Genomic DNA, 24407 nt, shown 5'->3' on the forward strand with positions numbered 1-24407 from the left:
GAACGCCCATGCTCCGCAACGCCGTCGAGCCCTGGCACCTCATCGTCGTCCTGGTGGTGTGCCTGCTGGTGTTCGGCTCGAAGAAGCTTCCCGACATGGCCCGGTCGCTGGGTCGGTCGGTCCGCATCCTGAAGGCGGAGACGCGCGAGCTGCGGTCGCAGGACTCCCCCGGTACCGGCCGGGACGTCTGATCGGGGCTTCGTCAGCGCTTCGGCAGGGGGCGCCGACGGCGGCCCACGTGCGCGGCGTCGGCGGCCGCCGTGCCGTCCTCCCAGCCCGCGTGGTCCGTGGCACCGCGCAGCCGGGTCGTCGTGGTCCGGGGGAACATCTCCTCGGCCCGTGAGGTGACGGCGACGTCGCGGGCCACCAGCGCGGGCAGCCGGTCCGGGGCCTGCCCGCCCGCGTGTTCACCGGCCGCCTCGGCGGTCGCGTGCTCGGCGGTCTCGGCGAGCCGGCGACCCAGCCGGCTGGCGTAGGCGAGCAGGAACGACTGCCGGAAGGTCTTGGTCCGTTTGCGGCCACCGGCGCGCTGCGCGGCCTCGGCCCGCGTCATCGCCGCCGTGCCCTGCACCAACAGCGAGGTGTGGAGCAGTTCCACCGCCTCCAGGTCGCTCTCGAAGCCGACCACCGTGGAGAACTCGAAGGCGCTGTTCCACACCGCCCGGCAGCGGTTGGCGCCGGCCACCGCGTCGAGGAGCACCGCCTTGGCCTCCTCGTACGGCGGCTCGACCCCGATCCGGCAGGCCGCCGGGACCTGCGCCGGGGCCCCGCCGCGCACGGCCAGCAGCGCCTCGTCGACCGTGTGGCGGGCCATCAGTTCCTGGGCCTTGGCGCTGAGCGCCTCCGCCTCCTCGGGATAGGTCGTCGCCTCGGCCTTCGCGAGCAGGGCACGGATCCGGCCCAGCATGCGCGGCTCGATGTGCGCGTGCCCCGCGAGCGCGTCGACCGGATCCCCCGGCAGCGGTCCCACCGGTTCGATCGACGGCAGCCGGACCAGCAGCCGGAAGACCTCCAGGAAGGCCGTGGCCAGCGTGAACCGGTCCGCCTTCGCACGCCGCGCGAGCTGCTCCGCGTACCCGACGTCACCATCGCGGTCGCCCTCCGGGCCGGCGCCGGGCCGTGCCCACCACACCTCGGCGTCGGTCCAGCGCTCCGGGAGCCGCGGGTAGCGGCGGGCCTCGGCGGCGATCACGTCGCAGGTGATCGCCAGGTGGAGGTCCTCCAGGTCGCGCCGCACCAACCGCAGCACGTCCGCCGGCCGCCAGCCCCGCTCCCAGGCCCGTCGTACGTACGCCTCCCCGCGCGCCAGCAACTCCCGCCCCGTCCCGCCCCAGCCACCGGGGGCGGCGGCGAGCAGCGAGGCTCCCGTGTCCAGGCCCGCGTCGTCCTGGGCGTGGAGGGCGGCGGCAAAGGCACGGTCGACGGTCTCGGCGAACTCACTCACCCCCTCAGCTTGGCATGTCCGCCCCGGCGGTGTACTCGGCGGCCGTCGGACCGGCCTGGTACCGCCGGTCCGGTCGCCGTGGCGGGGGCGGGGTGTCGGACCCCGGTGGGAGAATCGCACCCGTGAGCGACCAAGTCGGCCGGTGGGCCCTCGCCGAGTCCGAGCACGGTGACGGCTGGTGGCACGCCGCACCCGTGGCCCCCGCGGTCGGGGCCCGGATCAGCGTGCGCGACCCCGCGGAGGCGATCCGGGCCGCTCCGCCGGGCACCCGCTGGGTGTGGCGTTCCACCGCCGCCGTGTACCCCCGTCTCCTCGCCGCCGGTGTCCGCGTCGAGCGGTGCCACGACATCGAGGACGCCGAACTGCTGCTCCTCGGGCACGAGGGACGGTCCGGCGCACCCCGTTCGGCCGCCGCCGCCCTGGCCCGCCTCACCGGCGGACCCGTACCGCCCGATCCGCCGCAGCGCGCCGCGGAACCGGGCACCCAGGACTCCCTCTTCGAACCGCGGCCCATCGTCCCGGTCCCCCTCGACGCCCTGCTCGCGGTCCACGCCGAACAGGAGCGGCGCCTCGCCGCCACCGCCCACCCCGACCGGATGCGGCTGCTCGTCGCGGCCGAGTCCGCCGCCTTCCTCATCGCCGCCGAGATGCACCGCGCGGGCCTGCCCTGGCGGACCGATGTGCACCGCGCCCTGCTGACCGAGCTGCTCGGCGAGCGCTACGCCGGGCGCGGCGAGCCCCGCAGGCTGGCCGAACTCGCCGACGAGGTGTCCGCCGCGTTCGGGCGCCGGGTGCGCCCGGACCTTCCCGCCGACGTGATCAAGGCGTTCGCCGAGGCCGGGATCAAGCTGAAGTCCACCCGCCGCTGGGAGATCCAGGAGCTGGACCACCCGGCCGTGGAGCCGCTGATCGCGTACAAGAAGCTGTACCGGATCCACACCGCGCACGGCTGGTCCTGGCTCGCCGACTGGGTCCACGACGGCCGGTTCCGACCCGAGTTCGTGCCCGGCGGCACCCTCACCGGCCGCTGGGTGACCAACGGCGGCGGGGCGTTGCAGATCCCCAAGGTGATCCGTCGGGCCGTCGTCGCCGACCCCGGCTGGCGGCTCGTCGTCGCCGACGCCGACCAGATGGAGCCGCGGATCCTCGCCGCGATCTCCCGCGACCCGGCCTTCATGGACGTGGCCGGGCGCCCCGAGGACCTCTACACGGCCATCTCCCGCCAGGGCTTCTCCGGCGACCGGGAGATGGCCAAGCTGGCCGTCCTCGGCGCCGTCTACGGCCAGACCTCCGGCGACGGCCTGAAGAACCTGGCCGCGCTGCGCCGCCGCTTCCCCCGCGCCGTGGCCTACGTCGACGACGCCGCCCGCGCCGGGGAGGAGGGGCGGCTCGTACGAACCTGGCTGGGCCGCACCTGCCCGCCGCCCGCCGCAGCGGCCGACGACGACGGCGAGGCGGGGGTTCCTCAGGACCGTGAGGACGGTTGGACCCCGAGCCACGCCTCCACCAACGCCCGGGCCCGCGGCCGGTTCACCCGCAACTTCGTGGTGCAGGGCAGCGCCGCCGACTGGGCGCTGCTGCTGCTCGCGGCGCTGCGCCAGGCGACCGTCGGGATGCGGGCCGAGCTGGTGTTCTTCCAGCACGACGAGGTGATCGTGCACTGCCCCGCCGAGGAGGCCGACGCGGTCGCGGAGGCGATCCGCGCGGCCGGGGACCGGGCGGGCCGGATCGCCTTCGGCGACACCCCGGTCCGCTTCCCGTTCACCACGGCGGTCGTGGAGTGCTACGCCGACGCGAAGTAGCCGGCGCGGCCCGGGTCCGCCGCCACCCCGCTCCCTTGCGCGCTTGCTCCGGTCAGCTCTTCAGGGGGCCGTTCCAGGCCTCGTCCAGGACGATTCCCTTCAGTTGGTCCAGGGTGAGCGCCGGGGTCGGGCGGCTCGGGGTCCCGCTCTGTCGGGGCGCGTTGTACCCGGAGACCGTCAGGCGCCTCCCGTCGGGGCGCAGGGTGTCCACCGTCCAGCGGACGACGCCGGACCCGTCCCGGTCCGCGGGCTGCTGCGTCACCTTCATGACGATTCCGTCGGGCCGGGTGACGGAGTCCTCGGGGAAGGTCTTGCGGTCCTTCAACCGCTCGACGACGAGCTCGACCATCGATCGGCCCTTGCCGTCGTCGAGGACCGCGTAGCCGTAGCCGCCCTCGCCGCCCCGGTCCACGACGTTGATCTGCGGCTTGCGCAGCAGGATGCCGAGGGCGTCCCTGGTGAGCAGTTCGTCGCCGCCCGGCCGCGGGTCGCCGGGCTTCCCCTCCGGGGGCGCCGCCGGAAGGTCGTTCAGGGCCGGGTGCCACGCGGTGGAGAGCACGAGGGTTTTCATCCGGGCCATCGTCAGCACCGGGTCGGGCCGGGTGACCTCGGAGTCCTTCTCGGTGGGAGCGTTGACCTCCGACGCGTCGACGAGGAACCCCTGCGGGGTGACCAGCGTGGCCCGCCAGTCCTTGGCGTCCTTGCGCTCGTCGTCGTAGACGTACGACTGGATGAGGAGCAGCCGCGAGCCGTCGGGCAGTTTCTCCTCGACGCATGAGTCGAGGTTCTTGACCGCCTTCTCGGTGGGGCAGGTCGTCATCTCGCGGGCCATCGCGCCGGCCGGGTCGATGCGGGTGAGGCCGAGGCCGAGGCTCCCCCTGCCCTTGCCGTCGTCGATCACGCCCCGGACGTACGGCCCCGCCTCGTCACCGGTGCCCCGGGCCTCGGTGTCGGACACGGCGAACGGAACCGTCAACTCCTTGAGTATCGTGACCAGTTGCTCACCCGCGATGGCGCCGCTGCCGGCCCGGGAGCCGGCGCCGGCCGGGGCGGTGACCCTCGGCGCCGGGGGCGCCGCGGCGGCCCCGCCGCCGGCGCCGCGGTCGAGGAGGCCGGTGGTCCAGGCGCCGGCCGTCGCGACGAGGGCCAGGGCCAGCGTGGATCCGCCGACGACTCCGGCCCGGCGCCGGGCCACGAGCCGCCGACCGCGCCGCTCACCGGCGTCCACCAGGGCTCGGGAGTCCGGGGTGAATCCGGCGCCCGCGCTGCGGAGGGCTTCGCCGAGCTCATCTTCGAAGGGCATGAGGAATGAGACCTTCCGCTCTTGGGGTGGGGGTGGGCGACGGGACGGACAGGGCGACGGGGCACGGGAAGCAGGAAGCAGGAAGGGGGGAACGGGGAAACGGGTTCCGCGGTCAGTGACTCGCGAACTCCGCCAGGGTCGCGCCCAGTTGGTCCCGCAGTCGGGCGAGCGCCCGGGACGACCGGGTCCGCACCGCCGCCGAACTGACGCTCATCGCGTCGGCGGTCTCCTCGACGCTCCGGTCCTCCCAGTACCGCAGCACCAGCACCGCCCGGTCCTTGGGCGGGAGCCGGCCGAGCGCCTCCAGCAACGTCAGGCGCAGCACCGGGTCACCGGCGCCGTCGGCCCGGTGACCGCCCGGCTCGGGGAAGTCACCGACGGGACGCTCCCCCGCCGAGCGGCGCCGCTGATGGGTGAGGAAGGCCCGGACCAGCACCGTCTGCGCGTAGGCCGCCGGATTGTCGATGCGGGAGATCCGCCCCCACCGCAGGTACATCCGCCCCAGGGTCTCCTGCACCAGGTCCTCGGCGAGATGGGTGTCCCCGCTCGCCAGCAGACAGGCCGATCGGTACAGATGCCCCGACCGGCCCGCCGCGAACTCACGGAACCCGTCTCTTCGACCCTGCCGCATGCACTCCCCCTCGCGTCCGTCTCACCCCATTGACGCGACGGCGGCGGAGGAATGTTTCACCGGTCAGCCCAGATCGTGGAAGTAGACGTGGAACTCCTCGCGGACGAACCCCTCGGACTCGTACAGCCCTTGGGCGACGAGGTTGTCGTACGCCGTCTCCAACTGCACCCCGGCCACCCCGGCCTCCCGCGCCCGGCGCACCACGTCGCGCAGCAGCGCCCGACCCGCGCCGGTGCGGCGACCGGCGGGGGCCACGTACAGGTCGTTGAGGATCCACGCGGTGCTCAGGGTGAGCGAGGAGAAGGCGCGGTAGACCTGCGCGAAGCCGACCGTGCCGACCCCGGGGACCTCGGCGAGCAGGACGAGGGACTCGTCCTTCGCGATCCGCTCCGCGAGGAACGCGCGCGGGCCGGCGGGGTCCTCGACCTTCACCTCGTAGAAGTCGAGGTAGCCGCGGAAGAGTTCCGCCGCCACGTCGAGGTCCCCTTCCGCCGCGACGCGCAGCGCCACCGCCGCTCCGTCCGCGTCCTGCTCGCCCTCGTGTCCCGCCGCCGACTGCTCCCGCATGACAACTCCCTGGTCCGCACGTGCCGAGGCCCCATTGTGCGCGGGCGGACCTTCGGGGCCTCGCACCGGCCCCGGGCCGTCACCGCGCGGTGACGGGCTGGGCGGGCAGCCTGAAGAGGTGCTCCGGGGTCACGATGTTCGTGATCGCCTCGCCGAACAGCGAACTGGGCTCGCTGCCCCGGTACGACACGTCGGTGTTGAGCAGGACGACCAGGGTGGCCTGCGCCTCGGGCAGGTAGACGGTCAGCGATTCGTAGCCGGGCAGCGATCCGTTGTGGCCGATCCAGCCGTCGACGTTGAAGATGCCCAGGCCGTAGCCCGTGTCGGGGAGGTTGCCGGCCGGCGTCACCTTCAGCCGCTGGGCCTGGGTGCCGGGGGTGAGCAGGGTGCCGGTGGCCAGGGTCTTCGCCCAGCTCCTCATGTCACCGAGGTCGGAGATCATCGCGCCGGCCGCCCACCCCCACGAGGGGTTCCAGTCGGTGGCGTCGGCCGTCTTCCCCGAGGCCGTCTGGTCGGTGTAGCCGTGGGCGTGCGGCTCCGGGAACTCCGCGCCGACCGGGAACAGCGTCCGCTTCAGCCCGGCCTCGGCGACGACGCCCTTGTTGATGTACTCCGCGAGCGGGCGCCCGGTCACCTTCTCGATCACCAGCCCGAGCAGGATCAGGTTGGTGTTGCAGTACTGGAACCGCGCGCCGGGCTGGAACACCACCGGGTTCCGGAACGAGTACCCGAGCAGCTCCTGCGGGGTGAACTCGCGCCGGGGGTCGCTGGTCAGGGCCTTGAAGAAGGCCTCGTCCTCCGAGTAGTTGAACAGCCCGCTGCGCATCCCGGCGAGCTCGCGCAGGGTGATCCGGTCACCGTTGGGCACCCCGGCGACGTACTTGCCAATCGGGTCGTCGAGCTTCACCCGGCCCTGGTCGACCAATTGCAGCAGGGCCGTCACCGTGAACGTCTTCGTCTCGCTGCCGATCCGCATGTTCAGGCCGGTGGTCATGGGTGCCCCGGTCGCCTTGTCCGCGACCCCGAAGGCCCGTACGTACTCGCCCTTGCCCGGCGCCGACAGCGCCACCATCACCCCGGGCACCGCGGCGTCCGCGAGGACCTTCTTCACCGCCGCGTCCAACCGCGCCGCCAGGGCGGGCGTGAGCTGCGGGAAGTCGTCCGCGGCCGGTGCGGCGGCGACGACCGGCGGGGCGGCGCCGTCCGCGGCGTACCCCGCGCCCGCTCCGGCCCCCAGGGGCACCACCATCAGAGCCGCCACGGACGCTCCCACCGCGGTACTGCGCCACCGTCGTGTCCTCATGGCCGGCCTCCTGCCCGCACAACACCAGGCCCCCCGGTCCCTCCACGCTAGCCCCGGGCCCCGGCCCGGTGCGACCGGAGGCGGGCCGGCGCCCGGGCGGGAGCGGGCTACGGACTCAGCCCGCGGCGGGGGCGGTGCGTCCGACGCCGACGACCGCGCGGCGCGGAACGGTCAGGCGCCACAGGCCGGTGGCCTCCTCCCGCACCAGCTCGCTCACGCCGGACGACCCGTCCGGACCCGCGGGGTACCGGAAGATCGCCTTCGCGGTGTCGGTCACCCACCGGTAGGCCTCCTCCTCGGTGCGCCCCTCGAAGACCTTGACCAGTCCGTACATGTTGAGGAGGTAGCGGCCGATCTCGATCTCCGCGGCCTCCGGGGTGGCACCGACCGCGGTGTACGGGTCGTCGATCTCCAGCACCTCGTACGTGTCGAAGCCCGCCTGCTCCAGGTAGCCCTCGATCTCGTCCCGGGTGAAGTGCGCGAACTTGTGCCCGGTGGCCGAGTACGGGTCGGTGACCTGCTCGAACCAGACGTCGACGGGCGAGCCGACGAGGAAGTCGTGCAGGATGAACGTCCCGCCGGGCCGGAGCACGCGGAAGGCCTCGGAGGTCAACTCCTGGCGCGCCGAGGGGTCCACGTGGTGCGAACCGTACGCCAGGAGCACCGCGTCGACCGACGCGTCCCGCAGCAGCGGCCGTTCGGCGCGCTGGAGCAGCGCCGGCATTCCGGCGGCCCAGGCCGACTCCACCATGTGCTCGGAGGCGTCGCAGGTCAGGATGTTGAAGTCGCCGATGCCCAGTTCCTCGCAGACCTTCCGGACGAGTCCGTCGCCACCGAGGAGGTCGACGAGCACCGGACGCGCGGTGCCGGGCGCGGGCCGCGCGGTGCCCGCCAGCGCCAGCAGGTTCCGGATGCCGGTGGCACGGGCCCGCGGGTTCAGCGTCTGGGCCTGGACGTACTCGGTGCCCCGGCTCTTGCGCGCGTCGGCCCCGAAGTCGTCGTGCCGGACGGGTCCGTCGCGCAGCTCCGCCTCGAAGGCGGCGAGCCGACCGGGGTCGGTCACGGCGTGCAGGTCCGGGTGCAGCCGGTCCAGTTCGTCGACCTGGCCGCGGAGGTCGTTCCCGCGCACGAGGTACCCGCTCGTCGTGGTCTGCATGGGGTGGGGCTCCTCCGCGTCGGGGTGCATGGGTCGGTCGGGTGGGATGCGTCGCCGACGCTAGGAGCGGGCTCTTTCCCTCGGGTATCCATCCGTTTTCCGCGGTCCGTGGCCGCGCGGGGCCTCCGGCCGGGTTCGCTCCGGCGTCCGGTGCCGCATCGGGCGCCGCTCAAGTCGGACTCCGGTCGCGCACAGGCCGGACCGGCCCACAATCGGCCCTTGCCGGTGTACGGCACCGGCACGCCGCCCGTCGCGGCCCCGGGCGGACCCTGCCACGAGCGGCGTCCGACCCTGTCGAAAGTCAATTCAGAAGGACGTCCTTCGTGCCTGGTGACCACCGGGGAGGACCTCCTACCGTCGGGGTGCACGGCGAACGGCACCGCGGAGTGACGAGCACGGAGGGCACCGGAGGATGAAGAGACGGTTGGAAGGGCTCGAAGGAGCCGACTCCGAGGTCATCGGTGTCGGCGGTGCCGCCGGTGCCGCCGTTCCCGCGCAGGGCGTGCCGCGGACCGGGGAGCTCGTCGGGCTGACGTCGGCCGAGGTGGCCGAGCGGGTCGCCGACGGCCGGGTCAACGACGTGCCCGCCCAGTCGAGCCGCAGCATCGGCGAGATCGTGCGGGCCAACCTGTTCACCCGGATCAACGCGATCATCGGTGTGCTGTTCGGCATCGTCATGGTCGTCGGCCCGGTCCAGGACGGCCTGTTCGGCGGGGTCATCCTCGCCAACACGATGATCGGCATCATCCAGGAGGTGCGCGCCAAGCGGACCCTGGACCAGCTCGCCATCGTCGGTGAGAGCCGGCCGCGGGTCCGGCGGGACGGCAAGCGCGTCACGATCGGCTCCTCCGAGGTCGTGATCGACGACACGATCGAGCTGGGTCCGGGCGACAAGGTCGTCGTCGACGGCACGGTCATCGCGGCCGACGGCCTGGAGGTCGACGAGTCGCTCCTGACGGGCGAGGCCGACCCGGTCCTCAAACGGCCCGGCGACACGGTGATGTCCGGCAGCTTCGTCGTCGCCGGTACCGGCGCCTTCACCGCCACCCGCGTCGGCCGCGAGGCGTACGCCTCGCAACTCGCCGACGAGGCGAGGCGGTTCACCCTGGTCAATTCGGAACTGCGCAACGGGATCGACCGGATCCTGAAGTTCGTCACCTTCGCGATCGTCCCCGCGGGCATCGCGCTGATCATCACCCAGCTGATGGTGAACGACGACGACGTGCCCGAGGCGATCCGTCGCATGGTGGGCGGTCTGGTGCCCATGGTGCCGGAGGGCCTGGTCCTGCTGACCTCGCTGGCCTTCGCGGTGGGTGTCGTACGTCTGGGCAAGCGCAAGGCACTGGTCCAGGAACTGCCCGCCATCGAGGGGCTCGCCCGGGTGGACGTGGTCTGCCTGGACAAGACCGGGACGCTCACCGAGACGGCCATGGACGTCGACCGGGTGATCCGGCTGGAGCCGGGACTGCCCGTCGAGGAGGTGCTGGGCGCGCTGGGCGCGGCCGACGAACGCCCGAACGCCAGCATGCAGGCCATCATCGACTCCCACCCGGCGCCCGGGGGCTGGGAGCGGCGCGCGAACGCCCCGTTCTCCTCGGCCCGCCGCTGGAGCGGCGCGACCTTCGTCCGTCCCTCGGGCGAGGAGGACTCCTGGCTCCTCGGAGCCCCCGACACGATGCTTCCCGCCGGGCATCCGGTGCTCGCCACGGCCGACTCCCACGGCTCGCTGGGCCTGCGCGTGCTGTTGCTGGCCCGGTCCTCACGGCCGCTCGGCGCGTTGCAGGACGATCCGTCGGCCGTCCCCGGGAGCGCGGTGCCCTGCGCGCTCGTCGTGATCAGGCAGCGCGTCCGCGAGGAGGCGCCCGCCACGCTGCGGTACTTCGCCGAGCAGGGCGTCGCGGTCAAGGTCATCTCGGGTGACAACGCGCTGTCCGTCGGGGCCGTCGCCCGGAGCCTGAACCTGCCCGGCGCCGACGACCCGGTGGACGCCCGCGACCTCCCCGACGACCCGAAGGCGCTCGCCGACGCCGTCGAGAAGCACTCGGTCTTCGGCCGGGTCGGTCCGCAGCAAAAGCGGGACATGGTGCTGGCCCTGCAATCGCGCGGCCACACGGTGGCGATGACGGGCGACGGGGTCAACGACGTGCTCGCGCTCAAGGACGCCGACATCGGCGTGGCCATGGGCGCGGGCAGTCCCGCGACCCGGGCCGTGGCCCAGATCGTGCTGCTCAACAACAGCTTCGCGTCGCTGCCCTCGGTGGTCGCGGAGGGCCGTCGGGTCATCGGCAACATCGAGCGCGTCACCAACCTGTTCCTCACCAAGACCATGTACTCGGTGCTGATGGCCCTGGTCGTCGTCATCGCGCAGGTGCCCTACCCGTTCCTGCCGCGGCACATCACCCTCATCGGGTCGCTGACCATCGGGATCCCGGCCTTCTTCCTGGCGCTGGCCCCCAACACCGAGCGGGCGCGACCGCACTTCGTGGGCCGGGTCCTGTGGTTCGCCGTGCCGGCGGGGGCGTTGGCCGCCCTCGCGACCTCCGTGTCCTACCTGTACGCGCGGTCGGTGTACGCGGACGACCTGGACGCGGAGACCTCGGCGGCGACGCTCACGCTGTTCCTGACGGCCCTGTGGGCACTGGCCATCGTGGCCCGTCCGTACACCTGGTGGCGCGTCCTGCTGGTACTGACCATGGCGACGTCGTTCGCGGTCGTCCTGGTGGTCCCGTACCTCCAGGAGTTCTTCCAACTGGAGCTGATCGGCACCTCCGCACCGGGAGCGGCGGTGGCCGCGGCCGCGGTCGCCGGCCTGGTGCTCGAATTCGTGTGGGCTCGTAGTCGTCGCCGTCTCATCGACGGTTGAGCCCACCGGGCGGCAATCCCCCGTTCCGCCCACGCGAAAGGGACGTCCGGCACCCGCCGGGCGTCCCTTTCGCCCTTTTCATCTCGACAACCGGAATAAAGCGCCGACAACGCGGGATAATTCCACCGCGCGATCGGAAAACAACTCCGGCCCCATCGAGAGTCAAGCGGTGAGGGCACGACAGTTCCGTATCCTTACCGAAGGCAGGGGCGACACCCCACAACCTATCCACCGCCGAAGCGGAACTTCGATCAGCCGGGCATATTCCACCGCGGCGATTTCCCACGAACAAGATTCACAAGCGTGTCATCAATGACGGGGGTCACGACACCATGGCAGCAGAGCAGGAAATAGCAGATTTCGAGCAAAGTAGACGGCAGGCCCGAAACACGTCCGGGCCGGTACCCGATGCCGTACTGGAGTTCAGGACCCTCGGTCCCCTCGAAGTGCTGCTGGACGGACGGAGCCTCCCGCTCGGCGGACCGCGACAGCGGGCCGTGCTCTCGGTGCTCCTGCTCTCGCCCAACCGGGTCGTGTCCTTCGACTCGCTGATCGAGAAGGTGTGGGACGGGCGGCCCCCCAGCACCGCCCGCACCCAGGTCGCCATCTGCATCGCCGCGCTGCGCAAGGCCTTCCGGGCCGCGGGCTGCGAACGGGAGACCATCGTCACCGCCCCGCCCGGATACATGCTGAGCCTGAGCGGGCACACGCTCGACTCCCTGCGTTTCGAGCAACTCGTGCACCGGTCCACCGGTTGGGCGGCCGAATCGCGGCACACCGAGGCGGAGGGGGCGCTGCGGGAGGCCCTGTCGCTCTGGCGCGGACCGGCCCTCGGCGGGGTGTACGCGCAATTCGTCGAGAGCGAGGCGACCCGGCTCGACGAACAACGCCTCCTGGCCGTGGAGCAGCACATGGCGCTGCGCCTCCAGCTCGGCGAACACCACGCCTTACTGGGAGAACTCCGCGTACTGGTGAGTACGAATCCGTTGCGCGACCGTCTGCGTTTCTATCTGATGCTCGCCCAATACCGTGCGGGACGCCGGGCCGAGGCCCTGAACACCTTCCGCGAGGGCACTCGGCATTCCATCGAGGAGATCGGCCTGGAACTGAGCGTGGAGCTGCAGATGCTCCACGACTCCATCCTGCGGGACGAACTGCCCCGGCCCGCCGTCCCCGGCTTCCCGGCCGCCCCCGCGAAGCCGGAACAACCCCCGGCCCCCCGGCTGCCCGAGGAGGACCCGCTCTTCACCGGGCACGAACGCGAGCGTTCCGTCATGGACGACGTCCTGCTGACCGCCGCCGCCCGCGGCGGCGCGCCGATCGCCCACCTCACCGGCAGCCCCGGCATCGGCAAGTCCGGCCTCGCCGTCCACTGGGCGCGCCGGTCCGCCGACCGGTTCCCCGACGGCCTCCTGTTCGCGGACCTGCGCCAGGGCACCCCTGCCGTACTGCACGGCTTCCTCCGGCAGTTGGGTGCGACGGGCCCACTGCCGTCGGACGTCGAGGAGGCGGCCCGGCTGTACCGGGCCCGGCTGGACGGCAAGCGGGTGCTCGTGCTCCTCGACCACGCCACCTCCTACGCGCAGGTGCGCCCCCTGCTGCCCGGCGGCGGCGGGAGCTGCACGCTGATCACGGGGCGCGCGAGCCTGGACGAGCTGCTGCAGGCGCACAGCGCCCTGGTGCTGCGGATCGGGCCGCTGTCGCCCGGGGAGTCCCGACAACTGCTCTCCGCCGTGCTGCGCGACCGCCGGGCCGAGGAGTCCCCGGAGGCCGCGGGGCGACTGGGCGAGCTCTGCGGCCACATGCCGCTCGCGCTGCGCGCCGCCGCGGCCAAACTGCTGACCAAGCAGCACTGGCACGTCAGCGACCTCGTACGGCGCCTGGAGAAGTCCGCGGACTGCCTGGACGAGCTGAGCATCGGGGAGGACTCCCTGCGGGCCCGGCTCGACGACAGCGTGGCGGAACTCCAGCCCGAGGCGGCCTGCGCCTACCAGCGGCTGAGCGGTCTGGACGGCGGCGAGTTCACCGTGCCGCAGGCCGCGTCGGTGCTGTCCACGGGACCGGCGGACGCGGAGGACCTGATCGAGATCCTGGTGGACGCGCAGCTCCTGGAGCCGGTGGGGCGGACCCCGTGGGGCGCGATGTCCTACCGCTGGCAGGAGTTGATCCGGCTGCACGCGGTCCACTCCCGCGCAGCCGCCCCGCGCACCGCGGACCTGGTGTTCTGACCCCCGCCCGGCCGACGGGCGGGGCGGCCCCCGGCGCCGTACGGGTGCGGCCCCTCCCTGACGGAGGGGCCGCACCCGGGGTGTCGCCGGCCGCGCGGGCCGGCCCGGTCAGCCCTCGACGCTCATCGCGTCGACGAGGCTCTTGGGGCGCATGTCGGTCCAGTTCTTCTCCACGTAGTCCAGGCAGGACTGCCGGTCGGACTCACCGAAGGCGGCCGTCCATCCGGCCGGCACGTCGACGAACGACGGCCACAGAGAGTGCTGTCCCTCGTCGTTGACCAGCACCAGGTAGCGGCCGTCGGCGTCTTCGAACGGATTGGTCACGTCGGATTCCTTCCGGGAACGTCGGATGGCGGTTGCGCCGGCACCACCCGCGCCGGACGGCCGGGTGGCCAGATGGCCAGCGTCACGACCCTAGGCAGTCGGCGTTTCCGTCGGTTATCCGTCCGGCTTCGCACTCACCTTCCGTGCCCGCGCAGGTCGGGGTGCCGGGCCCGCACGGCGTCGAGCAGGGCTTCGGCGCGGGGGCGGGACCCCTCGCGCAGGTGCCCGTCGAGGAAGGCGGCGACCAGCTCGCGGGTGAGCCGGACGGCCCGCGCCCCGGGCAGGTCGGGGGTGACGGGCCCGCCCCCGGCGGTCGCCGGGCCCGTCACCCCGGTGAGCGCCGCGTAGTCGGTGAACGAGGTGTGCACCGCCCCGGCCGCCGAGAACCACGCCCGGGGTCCGGTGAGCCGCCGCCAGGCCAGGTCCCAGCTCGGGTCGGCCCCCGGCAGGCCGTGCCGGTCCGCGCCCAGCAGCAGGAACGGCCGCTCCAGCGGGCCCGTGTCCGACGGTTGGAAGGTGCCGTCCATGTTCACCCCGGCGACGAAGGCCGGGTCCCGGCGCATCGCCTCGAAGGCGGCGGCGCCGCCGATGGAGTGGCCCACGACCGCGACCCGCGCCGGGTCCATCCTCGGCAGGCCCGCCCCGACGCCGCCGCCCGCTCCGGTGAGCCGCCGCCGGACGTACGAGAGGTCCGCCGCCCGGGTCGCGGCGACCGCGGCCCCCCGCACGGCGGGCCGGCAGGCCGAGCAGCCCGTCACCCGGCCGTCGGGGTACGTGATGGCCGCCGCCTCGTACGCGTGGTCCACCGCGGCCACCGCGTAGCCCCGGCTCGCCAGGTCCTCGGCGAGCGCCGTCAGCGAGGTGCGGGGCAACGAGAAGCCGGGCGACAGCAGGACCAGGGGCAGCCCGCCGCCGGCCGCGGGCAGCGCCGGCGGCCCCGTACGGGCGTGCGTCCGGATCCGGCTCAGCAGGTCCTCGGGGACTCCCCCGACGCGGTGCTGCCGCAGGATCATCGCCGACTCCCGCGGCGTCGCGTAGGCCGCGCGCGGCGCCCCGGAGGGCAGTGCCGGGTACCACACGGAGAGCATCAGCTCCCGGGCCCGGCCCGGCTCCCACGGGTCCTCGCGGGAGGTGTCGCGCAGGGCCAGGGTCCGCTGTCCCACGGACAGGCCGCCGGTCGGGGCCGGCAGGCGCGGTCCGACGGTACGGGTGGGCCCCGGCGGTCCGGTGGCGGCGGCGCCCGCCCGGGCGGTGTCGGCGGCCGGCGCGAGGGCCAGTACGGCCGCGAACAGTGCGGCGAGGGCGTAGGAGCGCGGAGAACGCGCGGAGCTGATCGACGGCATCGGTGTTCATCTCCTTGAGATGTACGAATACCGTCAGACTATGAGCCGGAAAAAGAAACGGAAGCTCCGCTCCGGCATTTCATCATTCCGGGCGAGGGGAATTCGGACAGCTTTCCCCCTTACCGACCGCAGGGCCTTTCGGCACTGGTTCCCGGCCGTTCACCCGGGACGTTCGACAGGGTCGGAGCGGTCACAGCCGGATAAAACGGAATGCTTTCACGTTCCTCCGGCCGTCCGTACGAGGGGCCCCTCCGGGGCATTCCCCTCCTCGCGGACCCCGAGGTCCTCGGGTATGCGCGCGCGGCCGGCCGCCCCGAAGCGGAGGAGCTCCGGAATCCGTACGGGCCGCAGGCCGTCGGTGGACCGGTCCACCGCCCTCAGTTCCTGCGCCAGCAGCCGCACTTCGGCGGCCCAGACGTCCAACTGATCGGCGACGGGACCGGCGTTGGCCGTCAGGATGTCCGTCCACGTCTCCGGGTTGCCGCCCGTGCCGCGGGTGATGTCCCGCAGGTCCTGACCGGCCAACCGGATGGCCGCCTCGTCCACGTCCAGCAGCCTGGCCGCCGCCAGGCTGGCGATGAGGTGCGGGGCGTGGGAGACGAGCGCGAGGACCCGGTCGTGGGTCTCGGGGTCGAGCACGACGGACACCGCCCCGCACAGGGCCACCAGTTCCAGCGCGTGGTTGAGCGCCAGGTTGTCGGTGAGTTCGTTCGGGGTGAGCACCCAGCGGCGCCCCTCGAAGAGGTCGGCGCGGGCCGCCCAGGGCCCCGCCCACCCGCCACCGACCATGGGGTGGCCGCCGACGACGGCCGGAAGGTCACAGCCGAGGTCCTCGATCTCCCGGTGCAGCCGCACCTTGACGCCGGAGACGTCCGTGTAGAAGCGGGCCGTGCCCCGCCGTTGGTGCTCCGCCAGGGCGGCCGCGACCCGGGTGGGCGGCACCGCGATGACCGCGAGGTCCGCAGGTTCCCGGACCGGCTGCGCCAGCCCCGCGCCCAGCGCCTCCGCGGCGGACGCCGCCGCCGGGTCCTCGTCGATCAGGTACGTGGTCACGCCCTGCTTGCGCAGGGCGAGGCCGACCGAGGCTCCGATGAGACCGCTGCCCACGATCGCCACGGTGCGCATGCGGGCGCCCTCCCCATCCGTCGGTTCTGACCGTCGACCACTGTCGCGGAGCCGGATATGGGGCGCGTATCGCCCCGCTATCGACGGGAACCCGCCGATCCCCACGGCCCGGCCGGCGACTCCCGCCGGCGACTCCCGCGGGCCGGGCACACGGGAAAGGGGCCGCACGCCCCTTGGCGTGCGGCCCCCGCAGGGCCGTGGTCCCGCTCCCGGCGCCTCAGGCGTCGCGCCTACGGAGCACCGCGTGACCGGCGACGGCCGCGGCGAGGGCCCACACGAGCAGGACCAGGACGGCCGTCCCGCTCCCGTACGGCCGGGTGTCCTGCGTCATCAGGACGGTGCCGGCGACGCTCGGCATGTACTCGCTGGCCGTCTCCAGCCACTTCGCGCCGACGACGGTCATCAGCTGCGGCAGGGCCAGCAGGACCATGATGAGCGAGGTGATCGTGCCGGCCGCGCTGCGCAGGACCGTCCCGATGCCGATGGACATCACCGCGAGCGCACCCAGGTAGACGGACGCCCCGAGGGCCGTCGCGAACAGGTCGCCGCCGGTGTAGGCGCCGTCCTCGCCCATGAGGGCGGCGGTGGTCAGCGACGCCAGCACGCTGAACACGAACCCGGCGACCGCGACGACCGCGACGACGACGCCCGTCTTGGCCAACAGCATCCGGCCGCGGGCCGGCACGCTCTGCAGCGTGGTGCGGATCGAACCGCTGGCGTACTCGCTGGTCAGCGCCAGCGTCGCCAGTACGACCACGGTGAGCTGGGAGATCAGGAACGCCTGCGCGGCGGCGTGCGGGGCCGGGGAGGCGACGTCGACCCCCTTGGCGGCGCTGGCCGCGGCCGACATCCCGACCATCGCCGCGAAGCCCACGGTCAGGACCAGGCCGACGGCGAGGTTCCACCAGGTCGCCCGGACGCTGGAGAGCTTGGTCCACTCGAAGGCCAGGGCCCCCCGCAGACCACCGCCCCTGACGGGGCCGACGAGCCGGGGCGCGGGTGCGGTTGCTGTCGTCATGTCGATCACACCTTCTGGGCGTCGGCGGCGAGGGAAACGGAAGGGGTGGTGTACTCCACGCTCGAAGCGGTGAGTTCCATGTAGGCCTGCTCCAGGCTGGCCTTGCGCGGGCTCAGTTCGTGCACCGGCACCTGGTTCGCGAAGGCGAGGTCACCGATCTGCTCCAGGCTGCCGCCGACGACGATCAACTCGCCGTACCGCGCGTCGTCCTCCGGCTCGACGCTCATCCCGAAGCGGACCAGTTCGCGTCGCAGCACGTCGGGCTGCGTGGTGCGGACCTTCACCGCGTTCAGCGAGCTGCCCGCGATGACCTCCTCGATGGGGGCGTCGGCGATGACCTTGCCCCGGCCGATGACCACGAGGTGGTCGGCGGTCTCCTGCATCTCGCTCATCAGGTGGCTGGAGACGAAGACCGTGCGGCCCTCCGCGGCCAGCGAGCGCATCAACTCGCGGACCCAGCGCACCCCGTCGGGGTCGAGGCCGTTGACCGGCTCGTCGAACAGCAGCACCTTGGGGTCGCCCAGCAGCGCCGCCGCGATGCCGAGCCGCTGGCCCATGCCGAGCGAGAAGGAGCCGATCCGCTTCTTGGCGACCTCGGTGAGTCCGACGGTCTCCAGCACCTGGTTCACCCGCGAGGCCGGGATCCCGTTGCTGCGGGCCATGCCGAGCAGGTGGTGGTAGGCGGAGCGGCCGGGGTGTCCGGCGCGGGCGTCGAGCAGGGCGCCGACCTCCCGCAGCGGGTGGCGCAGGGACCCGTACGGCTTGCCGTCGATCAGCGCCCGGCCCGTCGTCGGCGCGTCCAGGCCGACGATCATCCGCATGGTCGTCGACTTGCCCGCGCCGTTGGGGCCGAGGAACCCGGTCACCTTGCCCGGGTTGATCTCGAAGGAAAGGTCGGACACGGCCGTCTTGTCGCCGTACCGCTTCGTGAGTCGGTCCAAAGTGATCATCGCCTGCTGGCTCCTTCCGAGGGCATACCAGGACTCTAGGAATTCCACGGACCCCGAACATCTGGCGATCGGCAACGAACGCACACGACTTTCGACAGGTCTTGGCGGCGCCGGCCCTCTTGTAGCTTGCTGGCATGCAGCGATGGCGTGCCGTTCGGCGGCGTACGGAGCGGTTGGTGGCGCGGGTGTCCGGGAGCCCGGGGGCCCGCCCCTTCGGCGAGCGCGGCACCCTGGTGCTGCTCGCCGTCCTCCTGGCGCCCGCGGTGCTGGAGGCCGGCCGGCTCACGTCCGCCCCGGGGCCCTGGCTCGCGGCCCTGCTGATGATCACCGCCGCGGTCGCGGTGGAACGCACCGTCCCGCTGTTGTCCCTGCTGCTCGCCGCCGCGCTGTGCGGGCTCTACCCCTGGCTGGGCAGCAGCGTGTGGACCGCCGTGGCGGCCCTCGTCCTCAGTTTCCTCGCCGGGAGCAGGCTGACCGCGCCCGCACGGGCGCACGCCGTGTTCGCCCTGGTGGCCCTCACCGGGCTGGCCGTGACGGCCGGGTTCGCCGAGATGAAGGACTGGCTGAGCCTGCTGATGGTGGGCTTCGCCACCTCCGTCCTGCCGTGGTGGGTGGGCTACTGGTGGAGCCGGCGCGCCGCGCTCATGCACGCCGGATGGGAGCGCGCGGAGCGACTGGAATGGAAACAGCGCTGGATCGCCGAGCAGGCCCGGCTCAAGGAACGCTCGCGGATCGCCGAGGACATCCATGATTCTCTCGGCCACGAACTGAGCGTCATGGCCCTGCTGTCCGGGGCCCTCGAACTGGCCCGGGGGGTCCCCGAGGAGCACCGGGCGACGATCACGCAGCTGCGCGAGCGGTGCACGCGGGCCTCCGAGCAACTGCACGAGGTGATCGGGCTGCTCCGCGACGAGGGCAGCCCCTCCCCGCTGAGCCCCTCCGACGAGTCGGTCGCCGATCTGGTGCGCCGCTTCGAACGGTCCGGGATGGCGGTGCGGTTCGTCGAGGAGGGCGAGGACGCCCCACCGCTCGCGCTGCTCGCCGACCGGGCGGCCTACCGGGTGGTGCAGGAGGCCCTGACGAACGCGACGAAGCACGCGCCGGGCGCGGCGATCACCGTACGGGTCACCCACCGCCCCCGTGAAAGCGTCGTGTGGGTCTTCAACAAGCTGCCGGACCGACCGGCCGACGCCCCGGCCGTGGGCAGCGGCTCGGGGCTGATCGGGCTGGACGAACGGGTTCGGCTGGCCGGTGGCTCGCTGCGGACCGGCCCCGGATCGGGCGGCTTCGAGGTACTGGCGCGGCTGCCGAGGAACCCGTCGGCGGCGCCGGACGGGCCCGACGGTGCGGACGCCGCCCGACCGGCCGGGACGGCCCGGGGCGCCGGAGGGTTCGAGGAGACCGAGCCCTACCCGCATCCGGAGGCGGCGCCGCCACCGGGCCGCAGTCACTCGGGGGCGGCCCTCGGCCGGGCCCGGTCCCGGCTGCGGCGCGACGTGCGGCGGGCCGGGCGGGTCCCCGTGCTGATCGGGGCGGGCCTCGTCGTCCTGCTGGTCGGGCTGTACGTCTTCACGTCCGCGCTCACCTCGCTGGACCCCGGGGACTACGCGCGGATCCGGCCGGGCCAGCCGCGGGCCGAGCTGGCGGCGGTCCTGCCCGAGCGCCGGATCAGCAAACCGCCGCCGGTCGTCTCCGAACCGCCGGTGCCGGCGGGGACGTCCTGCGAGTACTACCGGACGGGCGGGAACGTCCTCCAACTCGGCAACCGCATGTACCGGTTGTGCTTCAAGGATGATCTGCTGGTGGCCAAGGACAGTCTGTGACAACGAAGCCCGAGGAGCGGACGATGCGCGTACTTCTCGCCGACGACGAAATGATCATCCGGGCGGGGGTCCGTTCCATCCTGACCACCGACCCGGACATCGAGGTGGTGGCGGAGGCCTCCGACGGCCGCGAGGCCGTCGAACTGGCCCGCAAACACCGGCCCGACGTCGCCCTGCTCGACATCCGGATGCCCGAGATGGACGGGCTGACCGCCGCCGGGGAACTCCGCGGCACCAACCCGGAGACCGGGGTGATCATGCTGACCACCTTCGGGGAGGACAAGTACATCGAGCGGGCCCTCGACGCGGGGGTGGCCGGGTTCCTGCTGAAGGCCTCCGACCCGCGGGACCTGATCGCCGGCGTCCGGGCGGTCGCGGGCGGCGGCTCCTGCCTGTCGCCGCTGGTCGCCCGCAGGCTGATGACCGACCTGCGCCGGGCGCCCGCGCAGCGCGGCGAGGATCCGGGCGGTCGCACCGACCTGCTGACGCAGCGCGAGCGCGAGGTCCTCGGGATGCTGGGCGCCGGTCTGTCGAACGCGCAGATCGCCGAGCGGCTCCACCTGGTCGAGGGCACCATCAAGACGTACGTGAGCGCGATCCTCGCCCAGTTGGGGGTGCGCAACCGGGTCCAGGCGGCGATCATCGCCTACAAGGCGGGCCTGGTGGAGGACGGCGGCGACCTCCGGTAGGCCGCCGCGCGCCACCGCCGACTCAGCCGGCCCGGGACCCGGTGTCCCTGATGAAGCGGGCCAGCCTGCGCGCCCCCTCGACCGCGTCGGCGGTGGTCAGGTAGCTGCACGAGAGCCTGATGCGACGGTCCCCGGCGTCGTCGAGGTGGAAGTGGCGCATCGGGGTCCAGATCACCCCGTAGTCCTGAGCCGACCGGTGCAGCGCCGCCTCGTCCGCCGGGAACGGCACGTCGAGGGTCAGGAAGAACCCGCCGCGGGGGTCGTTCCAGCCGACTCCCGCCGACCGGGGCGCGCCCGGCGGCAGTTCCTCCGCCAGGGTGTCCCGGATGAGGGACATGGTCCGCCGGTAGTGGCGGGCCGCCGCCTCGTTGGCGCGCCGCAGCCCGCCCCCGCCGCGCAGCAGCAGGCCGGCGACGGCGGCCTGGCCCAGGCTGGAGGTGTTCACCGTCACCATGCTCTTGATCTTGGCCAGTTCGGCGGCGAGCAGGGTCGGCGGGCCCCCGTCGGCGCTCTCGACGTGCTGGTCGGCGACCACGAACCCGACGCGGGCGCCGGGGAAGGCGGTCTTGGCGAAGGAACCCAGGTAGAGGACCCGCCGGTCGGTGTCGAGGGACTTCAGCGTGGGGTGGCGGACCGTGCTGAACACTCCGTACGGGTTGTCCTCCAGGATGAGGAGGTCGGCCCGCGCCGCCGCGTCGAGGAGCTCGGTGCGCCGCGCGCGGCTCATGCTGACGCCCGAGGGGTTGGAGCAGTCGGGCACCACGTAGAGGGCCCTGGCCCTGCGGCCCCCGGCCTCGATCTCCCGGACCGCGCGGTCGAGGGCCTCCGGGCTCACGCCGTCGTCGCCGCCGGGGACGGCCACGACCGGTATCCCGAGCACGCCGGCCGCGCCGGTGATCCCGACGTAGCAGGGGCTGTCGACGAGGAGCACGTCCCGGGGGTCCCGGAACAGCGTGCGCAGGGCCAGCACGATGGCTTCCTGGCAGCCGACGGTGACGACGACGGCGGCCGGGTCCACGATCAGGTCCTCGTCGACCTCCAGCATGCGGGCGACCAGGTCGCGGATCTGCCCCGCCGTCTCCCCGTACTGGTAGAGCGCGGTGCGGATCCGTTCCTCGGAGTGACCGAGGCCCCGCAGGTGGTCGAGGTAGGTGTCGATGAGGCCGGGGATCCGCGCGACGTCGAAATCGCCCTCGTAGGGGCGGCCCGGCGCGAAGGAGATCGCGTCCGGGTAGCGGGAGGTGACCTCGTTGAGGAAGTTCATGGTGTCGAGCGTCGGGTCGGACAGGCTGGCGTGCAGCGCCGTCCGGCGCAGGACCCGGCCGGGGCCCCCGTCGAGGACCCGGCCGGGGTCCGCGGTCCGGGCGGTGGTGGTCATCCGGGGCTCCTGTCCTGTGCGGGCCGGCCGGGTCCGGGCAGGACGACGGTGGCCGCGTCGATCGTGGCGGTCGTGGCGTGGCCGGTGAGGACCATGGTGTCGGCGAACTCCTCCGCCAGCAGCGTGAGCATCCGGTGGACGCCTTCGGTGCCCCCGGCGGCGAGCGCGTACAGCGCGGGCCGGCCGACGAGGACGGCGCGGGCGCCGAGGGCGAGGGCGGCCAGTACGTCGGACCCGTCGCGGACGCCGCCGTCCAGCAGGACCGGGCAGCGGCCCCGGACGGCGGCCACCACCTCGGGCAGCGCGTCGAGGGTGGCGGGCGCTCCGTCGAGCTGGCGGCCTCCGTGGTTGGACACGATGATCCCGGCGACGCCCGCGGCGACGGCCGCCTCGGCGTCGGCGGCGGTGAGGACGCCCTTCGCGAGGACGGGCAGGCCGCTCCCGTCCCGCAGCCGGGCCACCGCGCTCCAGTCCAACGCACGGTCGAAGGCCAGCCGGCTGTGCGCGCCCGGGGTGGCCGCACCCGCGGCGGCGGAACCGGCCAGGTTCACCGGCCCGATGTGGGCGGGCACCTCGAAGCCGTTGCGCAGGTCGCGCAACCGGCGGCCGGTGAAGGGGGTGTCGACGGTGAGGACGAGCGCCCGGTATCCGGCGGCGGCGGCGCGGCGGGCGAGCCCGAGGGTGAGGCCCGGTTCGCGGAACCAGTACAGCTGGAGCCACAGCGGGGCGGTGGCCGCCTCGGCGACCCGTTCCAGGAGCTGTCCGGCGAACGTGCTGACGACGAGCGGTACGCCGAGCCGGCCGGCGGCGCGGGCGGTGCCGCACTCGCCGTCCGGGTGGACGAGCCCGTGGTAGGCGACGGGGGCGATCCCGACGGGAACGGTCCAGCGGGAGCCGAGCACCTCCACCGAGGTGTCCGGTTCCTCGATGCCGGGCAGGGCCCTGGGGCGCAGGCGCACGGCGTCGAAGACGGCCTCGTTCGCCGCGAGGGTGCGTTCCCGACCCGCCCCGCCCGCGATGAAGTCCCATACCTCGGGCTCCAGTCGGGCGCGCGCCCGGTCGGCGAAGTCGGCCGGGGTCAGTTCCGGGGCGCCGGGTCGGTGCGGCGGGAGGGGACGGGGCGCCGCCCGGCCGGGCCCGGCCGGCCCGGGCGGGGTTCGGGGGTGGGCCGCGGCCGTCATCGGCCGGCCACTTCCCGTTCCCGCTCGACTGCCTCGTACAGCGCCTTGATGTTGGAACTGCCGAAGCCCCGGGCCCCGTTGCGTTGGATGTACTCGTAGAAGAGCGTGCCGCGCGGGTAGGGCGAGCGGGTGAAGATCTGCAGCAGGTAGCCCCATTCGTCGCGGTCCGCGAGGACGCTCGTCGCGCGCAGTTCGGCGATGCGGTCCGCGAGGCCGCCGACCCGGCGGGCGAGCAGGTCGTAGTAGGCGGCCGGGGTCTTCAGGAATTCCACGCCCTGACCGCCGAGGGTGCGGACCGATTCGACGATGTCGTCCACGAGGAAGGCCAGGTGCTGGACGCCGGCGCCGTTGTGCGCGGCCAGGAACCGGTCTATCTGGCCGGGCAGTCGGGAGTCGTCGGGCTCGATGAGGGTGAAGGTCACTCCGCCGTCCGCGTTGCGCACCACGATGGAGTCCATCGCCTGCTCGCCGACCTGGATGTACTCAGACGAGTAGTACGGCATCCCGAAGGCGGCCTCGTAGAACGCGGCCGTCGCGCGCAGGGTGCCCGCCTCCAGGCACACGGCGACGTGGTCGAGGACGGGCCGGGCCCCGGAGCCAGCGGTGTCGGCGGCCGGGAGCAGGGCCCAGTCCCGGTCGGGCGGCAGGTGCCCGGCGGGCCCCCCGGACGTGGGCAGCAGGGTGTGCCGGAGGTCCCCGAAGCCGGAGACCACGGCGTACTCGCCGCCCTGACCACGGACCCGGGAGGGCTCGGGCCGGTGGTGGACGGCCGCGCCGGCGAGCACGGCCCGGTCGAAGGTCTCCGTCACGTCGGCGCAGGTGAACGCCAGGTCGGCGATGGAGTCGCCGTGCAGCTCCACGTATCCGGCGACCGGTCCGTCCGGTCGCAGGGCCTGGGTGACGACGAGGGTGACCGAGCCGGCGCGCAGCACGGTGGACCTTCGATCACGCGTCCCGGTGGCCGGACCGGCCACGGCCACCGGCGTGAAACCGAGGCTGTCGATGAGGAAGCCGGCGGCTTCGCGGTCGTCGGAAACGTACAGCTCGGCGTAGGCGATGGCACTCGGCGGCATGGCGGCTCCAAGAACGGGTGAATGCCCTCAAGAGCCCGCAGGAAAGGGCTCGGGCATTCTCTGCCAGCAAAATTGGACGTGAATTCGAGTAACAGTCTACAAATCCGCCATATACCCCGGCTATCCGCCGGATATCCAATGCCTCAAGACCCCCGGATAAGCCCGAACAATCGATTGACCTGCACGTCAGCGGGTTGTTAGCGTCC

At 73.3% G+C, this 24407-nt stretch carries 20 protein-coding genes; 6 read left to right on the forward strand and 14 right to left on the reverse strand.

Annotated elements, in window-relative coordinates; translation table 11 throughout:
* Positions 1 to 8 precede the first annotated feature (8 nt).
* Positions 9 to 191 carry a Sec-independent protein translocase subunit TatA gene (gene tatA, locus ACZ58N_RS31600; protein ID WP_471166824.1) on the forward strand — a complete coding sequence of 61 codons (183 nt, stop codon included), beginning with the start codon at positions 9 to 11 and terminating at the stop codon, positions 189 to 191.
* A gap of 11 nt (positions 192 to 202) precedes the next feature.
* Here tatA and ACZ58N_RS31605 read toward each other — a convergent pair whose 3' ends face one another.
* Positions 203 to 1444, reverse strand: a complete 1242-nt coding sequence (locus tag ACZ58N_RS31605) for a DUF2786 domain-containing protein (protein WP_471166827.1) — start codon at positions 1442 to 1444, stop codon at positions 203 to 205.
* 122 nt (positions 1445 to 1566) lie between these two features.
* Here ACZ58N_RS31605 and ACZ58N_RS31610 point away from each other — a divergent pair, with 122 nt between their 5' ends.
* Positions 1567 to 3246, forward strand: coding sequence for a bifunctional 3'-5' exonuclease/DNA polymerase (locus ACZ58N_RS31610; protein ID WP_471166830.1), 1680 nt, complete (start codon positions 1567 to 1569; stop codon positions 3244 to 3246).
* 52 nt (positions 3247 to 3298) lie between these two features.
* Here ACZ58N_RS31610 and ACZ58N_RS31615 read toward each other — a convergent pair whose 3' ends face one another.
* From ACZ58N_RS31615 to ACZ58N_RS31635, 5 genes are all read right to left on the reverse strand, one after another.
* Positions 3299 to 4549, reverse strand: coding sequence for a hypothetical protein (locus tag ACZ58N_RS31615; protein ID WP_471166833.1), 1251 nt, complete (start codon positions 4547 to 4549; stop codon positions 3299 to 3301).
* A gap of 112 nt (positions 4550 to 4661) precedes the next feature.
* Complete coding sequence (locus tag ACZ58N_RS31620) at positions 4662 to 5180, reverse strand: SigE family RNA polymerase sigma factor (RefSeq protein ID WP_471166836.1); 519 nt, start codon at positions 5178 to 5180, stop codon at positions 4662 to 4664.
* A gap of 63 nt (positions 5181 to 5243) precedes the next feature.
* Complete coding sequence (locus ACZ58N_RS31625; RefSeq protein ID WP_471166839.1) at positions 5244 to 5747, reverse strand: GNAT family N-acetyltransferase; 504 nt, start codon at positions 5745 to 5747, stop codon at positions 5244 to 5246.
* Positions 5748 to 5826: 79 nt separating this feature from the next.
* Positions 5827 to 7050, reverse strand: coding sequence for a serine hydrolase domain-containing protein (locus ACZ58N_RS31630; protein ID WP_471166842.1), 1224 nt, complete (start codon positions 7048 to 7050; stop codon positions 5827 to 5829).
* 115 nt (positions 7051 to 7165) lie between these two features.
* Positions 7166 to 8206 carry a class I SAM-dependent methyltransferase gene (locus tag ACZ58N_RS31635; RefSeq protein ID WP_471166845.1) on the reverse strand — a complete coding sequence of 347 codons (1041 nt, stop codon included), beginning with the start codon at positions 8204 to 8206 and terminating at the stop codon, positions 7166 to 7168.
* 412 nt (positions 8207 to 8618) lie between these two features.
* Here ACZ58N_RS31635 and ACZ58N_RS31640 point away from each other — a divergent pair, with 412 nt between their 5' ends.
* Complete coding sequence (locus tag ACZ58N_RS31640) at positions 8619 to 11069, forward strand: HAD-IC family P-type ATPase (protein ID WP_471166848.1); 2451 nt, start codon at positions 8619 to 8621, stop codon at positions 11067 to 11069.
* Between the two features lie 332 nt (positions 11070 to 11401).
* Positions 11402 to 13297, forward strand: coding sequence for an AfsR/SARP family transcriptional regulator (locus ACZ58N_RS31645; protein WP_471166851.1), 1896 nt, complete (start codon positions 11402 to 11404; stop codon positions 13295 to 13297).
* 108 nt (positions 13298 to 13405) lie between these two features.
* Here ACZ58N_RS31645 and ACZ58N_RS31650 read toward each other — a convergent pair whose 3' ends face one another.
* The 5 genes from ACZ58N_RS31650 to ACZ58N_RS31670 form a co-directional block, all read right to left on the reverse strand.
* Positions 13406 to 13621: an MbtH family protein gene (locus ACZ58N_RS31650; RefSeq protein WP_471166854.1), complete on the reverse strand. Its 216-nt coding sequence runs from the start codon at positions 13619 to 13621 to the stop codon at positions 13406 to 13408.
* A gap of 134 nt (positions 13622 to 13755) precedes the next feature.
* Positions 13756 to 14964: an alpha/beta hydrolase family protein gene (locus ACZ58N_RS31655; RefSeq protein ID WP_471166857.1), complete on the reverse strand. Its 1209-nt coding sequence runs from the start codon at positions 14962 to 14964 to the stop codon at positions 13756 to 13758.
* A gap of 216 nt (positions 14965 to 15180) precedes the next feature.
* A complete protein-coding gene (locus ACZ58N_RS31660) occupies positions 15181 to 16089 on the reverse strand; it encodes a prephenate dehydrogenase (protein ID WP_471166859.1) in 909 nt (302 codons plus the stop codon).
* Between the two features lie 217 nt (positions 16090 to 16306).
* Entirely contained in the window at positions 16307 to 17107 is an 801-nt protein-coding gene (locus ACZ58N_RS31665; protein WP_471166861.1) for an ABC transporter, read from the reverse strand.
* Positions 17108 to 17112: 5 nt separating this feature from the next.
* Positions 17113 to 18057, reverse strand: coding sequence for an ABC transporter ATP-binding protein (locus ACZ58N_RS31670; protein ID WP_471166864.1), 945 nt, complete (start codon positions 18055 to 18057; stop codon positions 17113 to 17115).
* Between the two features lie 134 nt (positions 18058 to 18191).
* Here ACZ58N_RS31670 and ACZ58N_RS31675 point away from each other — a divergent pair, with 134 nt between their 5' ends.
* The gene (locus ACZ58N_RS31675) at positions 18192 to 19880 is read left to right on the forward strand and encodes a sensor histidine kinase (RefSeq protein ID WP_471166867.1); all 1689 of its coding nucleotides are present in this window, start codon (positions 18192 to 18194) and stop codon (positions 19878 to 19880) included.
* Positions 19881 to 19903: 23 nt separating this feature from the next.
* Positions 19904 to 20569, forward strand: coding sequence for a response regulator transcription factor (locus ACZ58N_RS31680; protein WP_471166870.1), 666 nt, complete (start codon positions 19904 to 19906; stop codon positions 20567 to 20569).
* Between the two features lie 22 nt (positions 20570 to 20591).
* Here the strand turns inward: ACZ58N_RS31680 and ACZ58N_RS31685 are convergent, their stop codons facing one another.
* The 3 genes from ACZ58N_RS31685 to hppD are packed head-to-tail and all read right to left on the reverse strand — an operon-like array spanning position 20592 to position 24201.
* Positions 20592 to 21947, reverse strand: a complete 1356-nt coding sequence (locus ACZ58N_RS31685) for an aminotransferase-like domain-containing protein (RefSeq protein ID WP_471166873.1) — start codon at positions 21945 to 21947, stop codon at positions 20592 to 20594.
* A complete protein-coding gene (locus ACZ58N_RS31690; RefSeq protein ID WP_471166875.1) occupies positions 21944 to 23128 on the reverse strand; it encodes an alpha-hydroxy acid oxidase in 1185 nt (394 codons plus the stop codon). The genes ACZ58N_RS31685 and ACZ58N_RS31690 overlap by 4 nt, the downstream gene beginning before the upstream one ends.
* The gene (gene hppD / locus ACZ58N_RS31695) at positions 23125 to 24201 is read right to left on the reverse strand and encodes a 4-hydroxyphenylpyruvate dioxygenase (protein ID WP_471166878.1); all 1077 of its coding nucleotides are present in this window, start codon (positions 24199 to 24201) and stop codon (positions 23125 to 23127) included. The genes ACZ58N_RS31690 and hppD overlap by 4 nt, the downstream gene beginning before the upstream one ends.
* Between the last annotated feature and the right edge of the window lie 206 nt (positions 24202 to 24407).

This window comes from Streptomyces sp. NPDC040432 (genome assembly GCF_055595445.1).

Coding starts and splice junctions, on each gene's coding strand:
- ACZ58N_RS31665 (WP_471166861.1), bottom strand. CDS start 17,107: ATGACGACAGCAACCGCACCCGCGCCCCGGCTCGTCGGCCCCGTCAGG.
- ACZ58N_RS31635 (WP_471166845.1), bottom strand. CDS start 8,206: ATGCAGACCACGACGAGCGGGTACCTCGTGCGCGGGAACGACCTCCGC.
- ACZ58N_RS31670 (WP_471166864.1), bottom strand. CDS start 18,057: ATGATCACTTTGGACCGACTCACGAAGCGGTACGGCGACAAGACGGCC.
- ACZ58N_RS31630 (WP_471166842.1), bottom strand. CDS start 7,050: ATGAGGACACGACGGTGGCGCAGTACCGCGGTGGGAGCGTCCGTGGCG.
- ACZ58N_RS31660 (WP_471166859.1), bottom strand. CDS start 16,089: ATGCGCACCGTGGCGATCGTGGGCAGCGGTCTCATCGGAGCCTCGGTC.
- hppD (WP_471166878.1), bottom strand. CDS start 24,201: ATGCCGCCGAGTGCCATCGCCTACGCCGAGCTGTACGTTTCCGACGAC.
- ACZ58N_RS31645 (WP_471166851.1), top strand. CDS start 11,402: ATGGCAGCAGAGCAGGAAATAGCAGATTTCGAGCAAAGTAGACGGCAG.
- ACZ58N_RS31625 (WP_471166839.1), bottom strand. CDS start 5,747: ATGCGGGAGCAGTCGGCGGCGGGACACGAGGGCGAGCAGGACGCGGAC.
- ACZ58N_RS31685 (WP_471166873.1), bottom strand. CDS start 21,947: ATGACCACCACCGCCCGGACCGCGGACCCCGGCCGGGTCCTCGACGGG.
- ACZ58N_RS31675 (WP_471166867.1), top strand. CDS start 18,192: ATGCAGCGATGGCGTGCCGTTCGGCGGCGTACGGAGCGGTTGGTGGCG.
- ACZ58N_RS31680 (WP_471166870.1), top strand. CDS start 19,904: ATGCGCGTACTTCTCGCCGACGACGAAATGATCATCCGGGCGGGGGTC.
- ACZ58N_RS31690 (WP_471166875.1), bottom strand. CDS start 23,128: ATGACGGCCGCGGCCCACCCCCGAACCCCGCCCGGGCCGGCCGGGCCC.
- ACZ58N_RS31615 (WP_471166833.1), bottom strand. CDS start 4,549: ATGCCCTTCGAAGATGAGCTCGGCGAAGCCCTCCGCAGCGCGGGCGCC.
- ACZ58N_RS31640 (WP_471166848.1), top strand. CDS start 8,619: ATGAAGAGACGGTTGGAAGGGCTCGAAGGAGCCGACTCCGAGGTCATC.
- ACZ58N_RS31655 (WP_471166857.1), bottom strand. CDS start 14,964: ATGCCGTCGATCAGCTCCGCGCGTTCTCCGCGCTCCTACGCCCTCGCC.
- ACZ58N_RS31620 (WP_471166836.1), bottom strand. CDS start 5,180: ATGCGGCAGGGTCGAAGAGACGGGTTCCGTGAGTTCGCGGCGGGCCGG.
- tatA (WP_471166824.1), top strand. CDS start 9: ATGCTCCGCAACGCCGTCGAGCCCTGGCACCTCATCGTCGTCCTGGTG.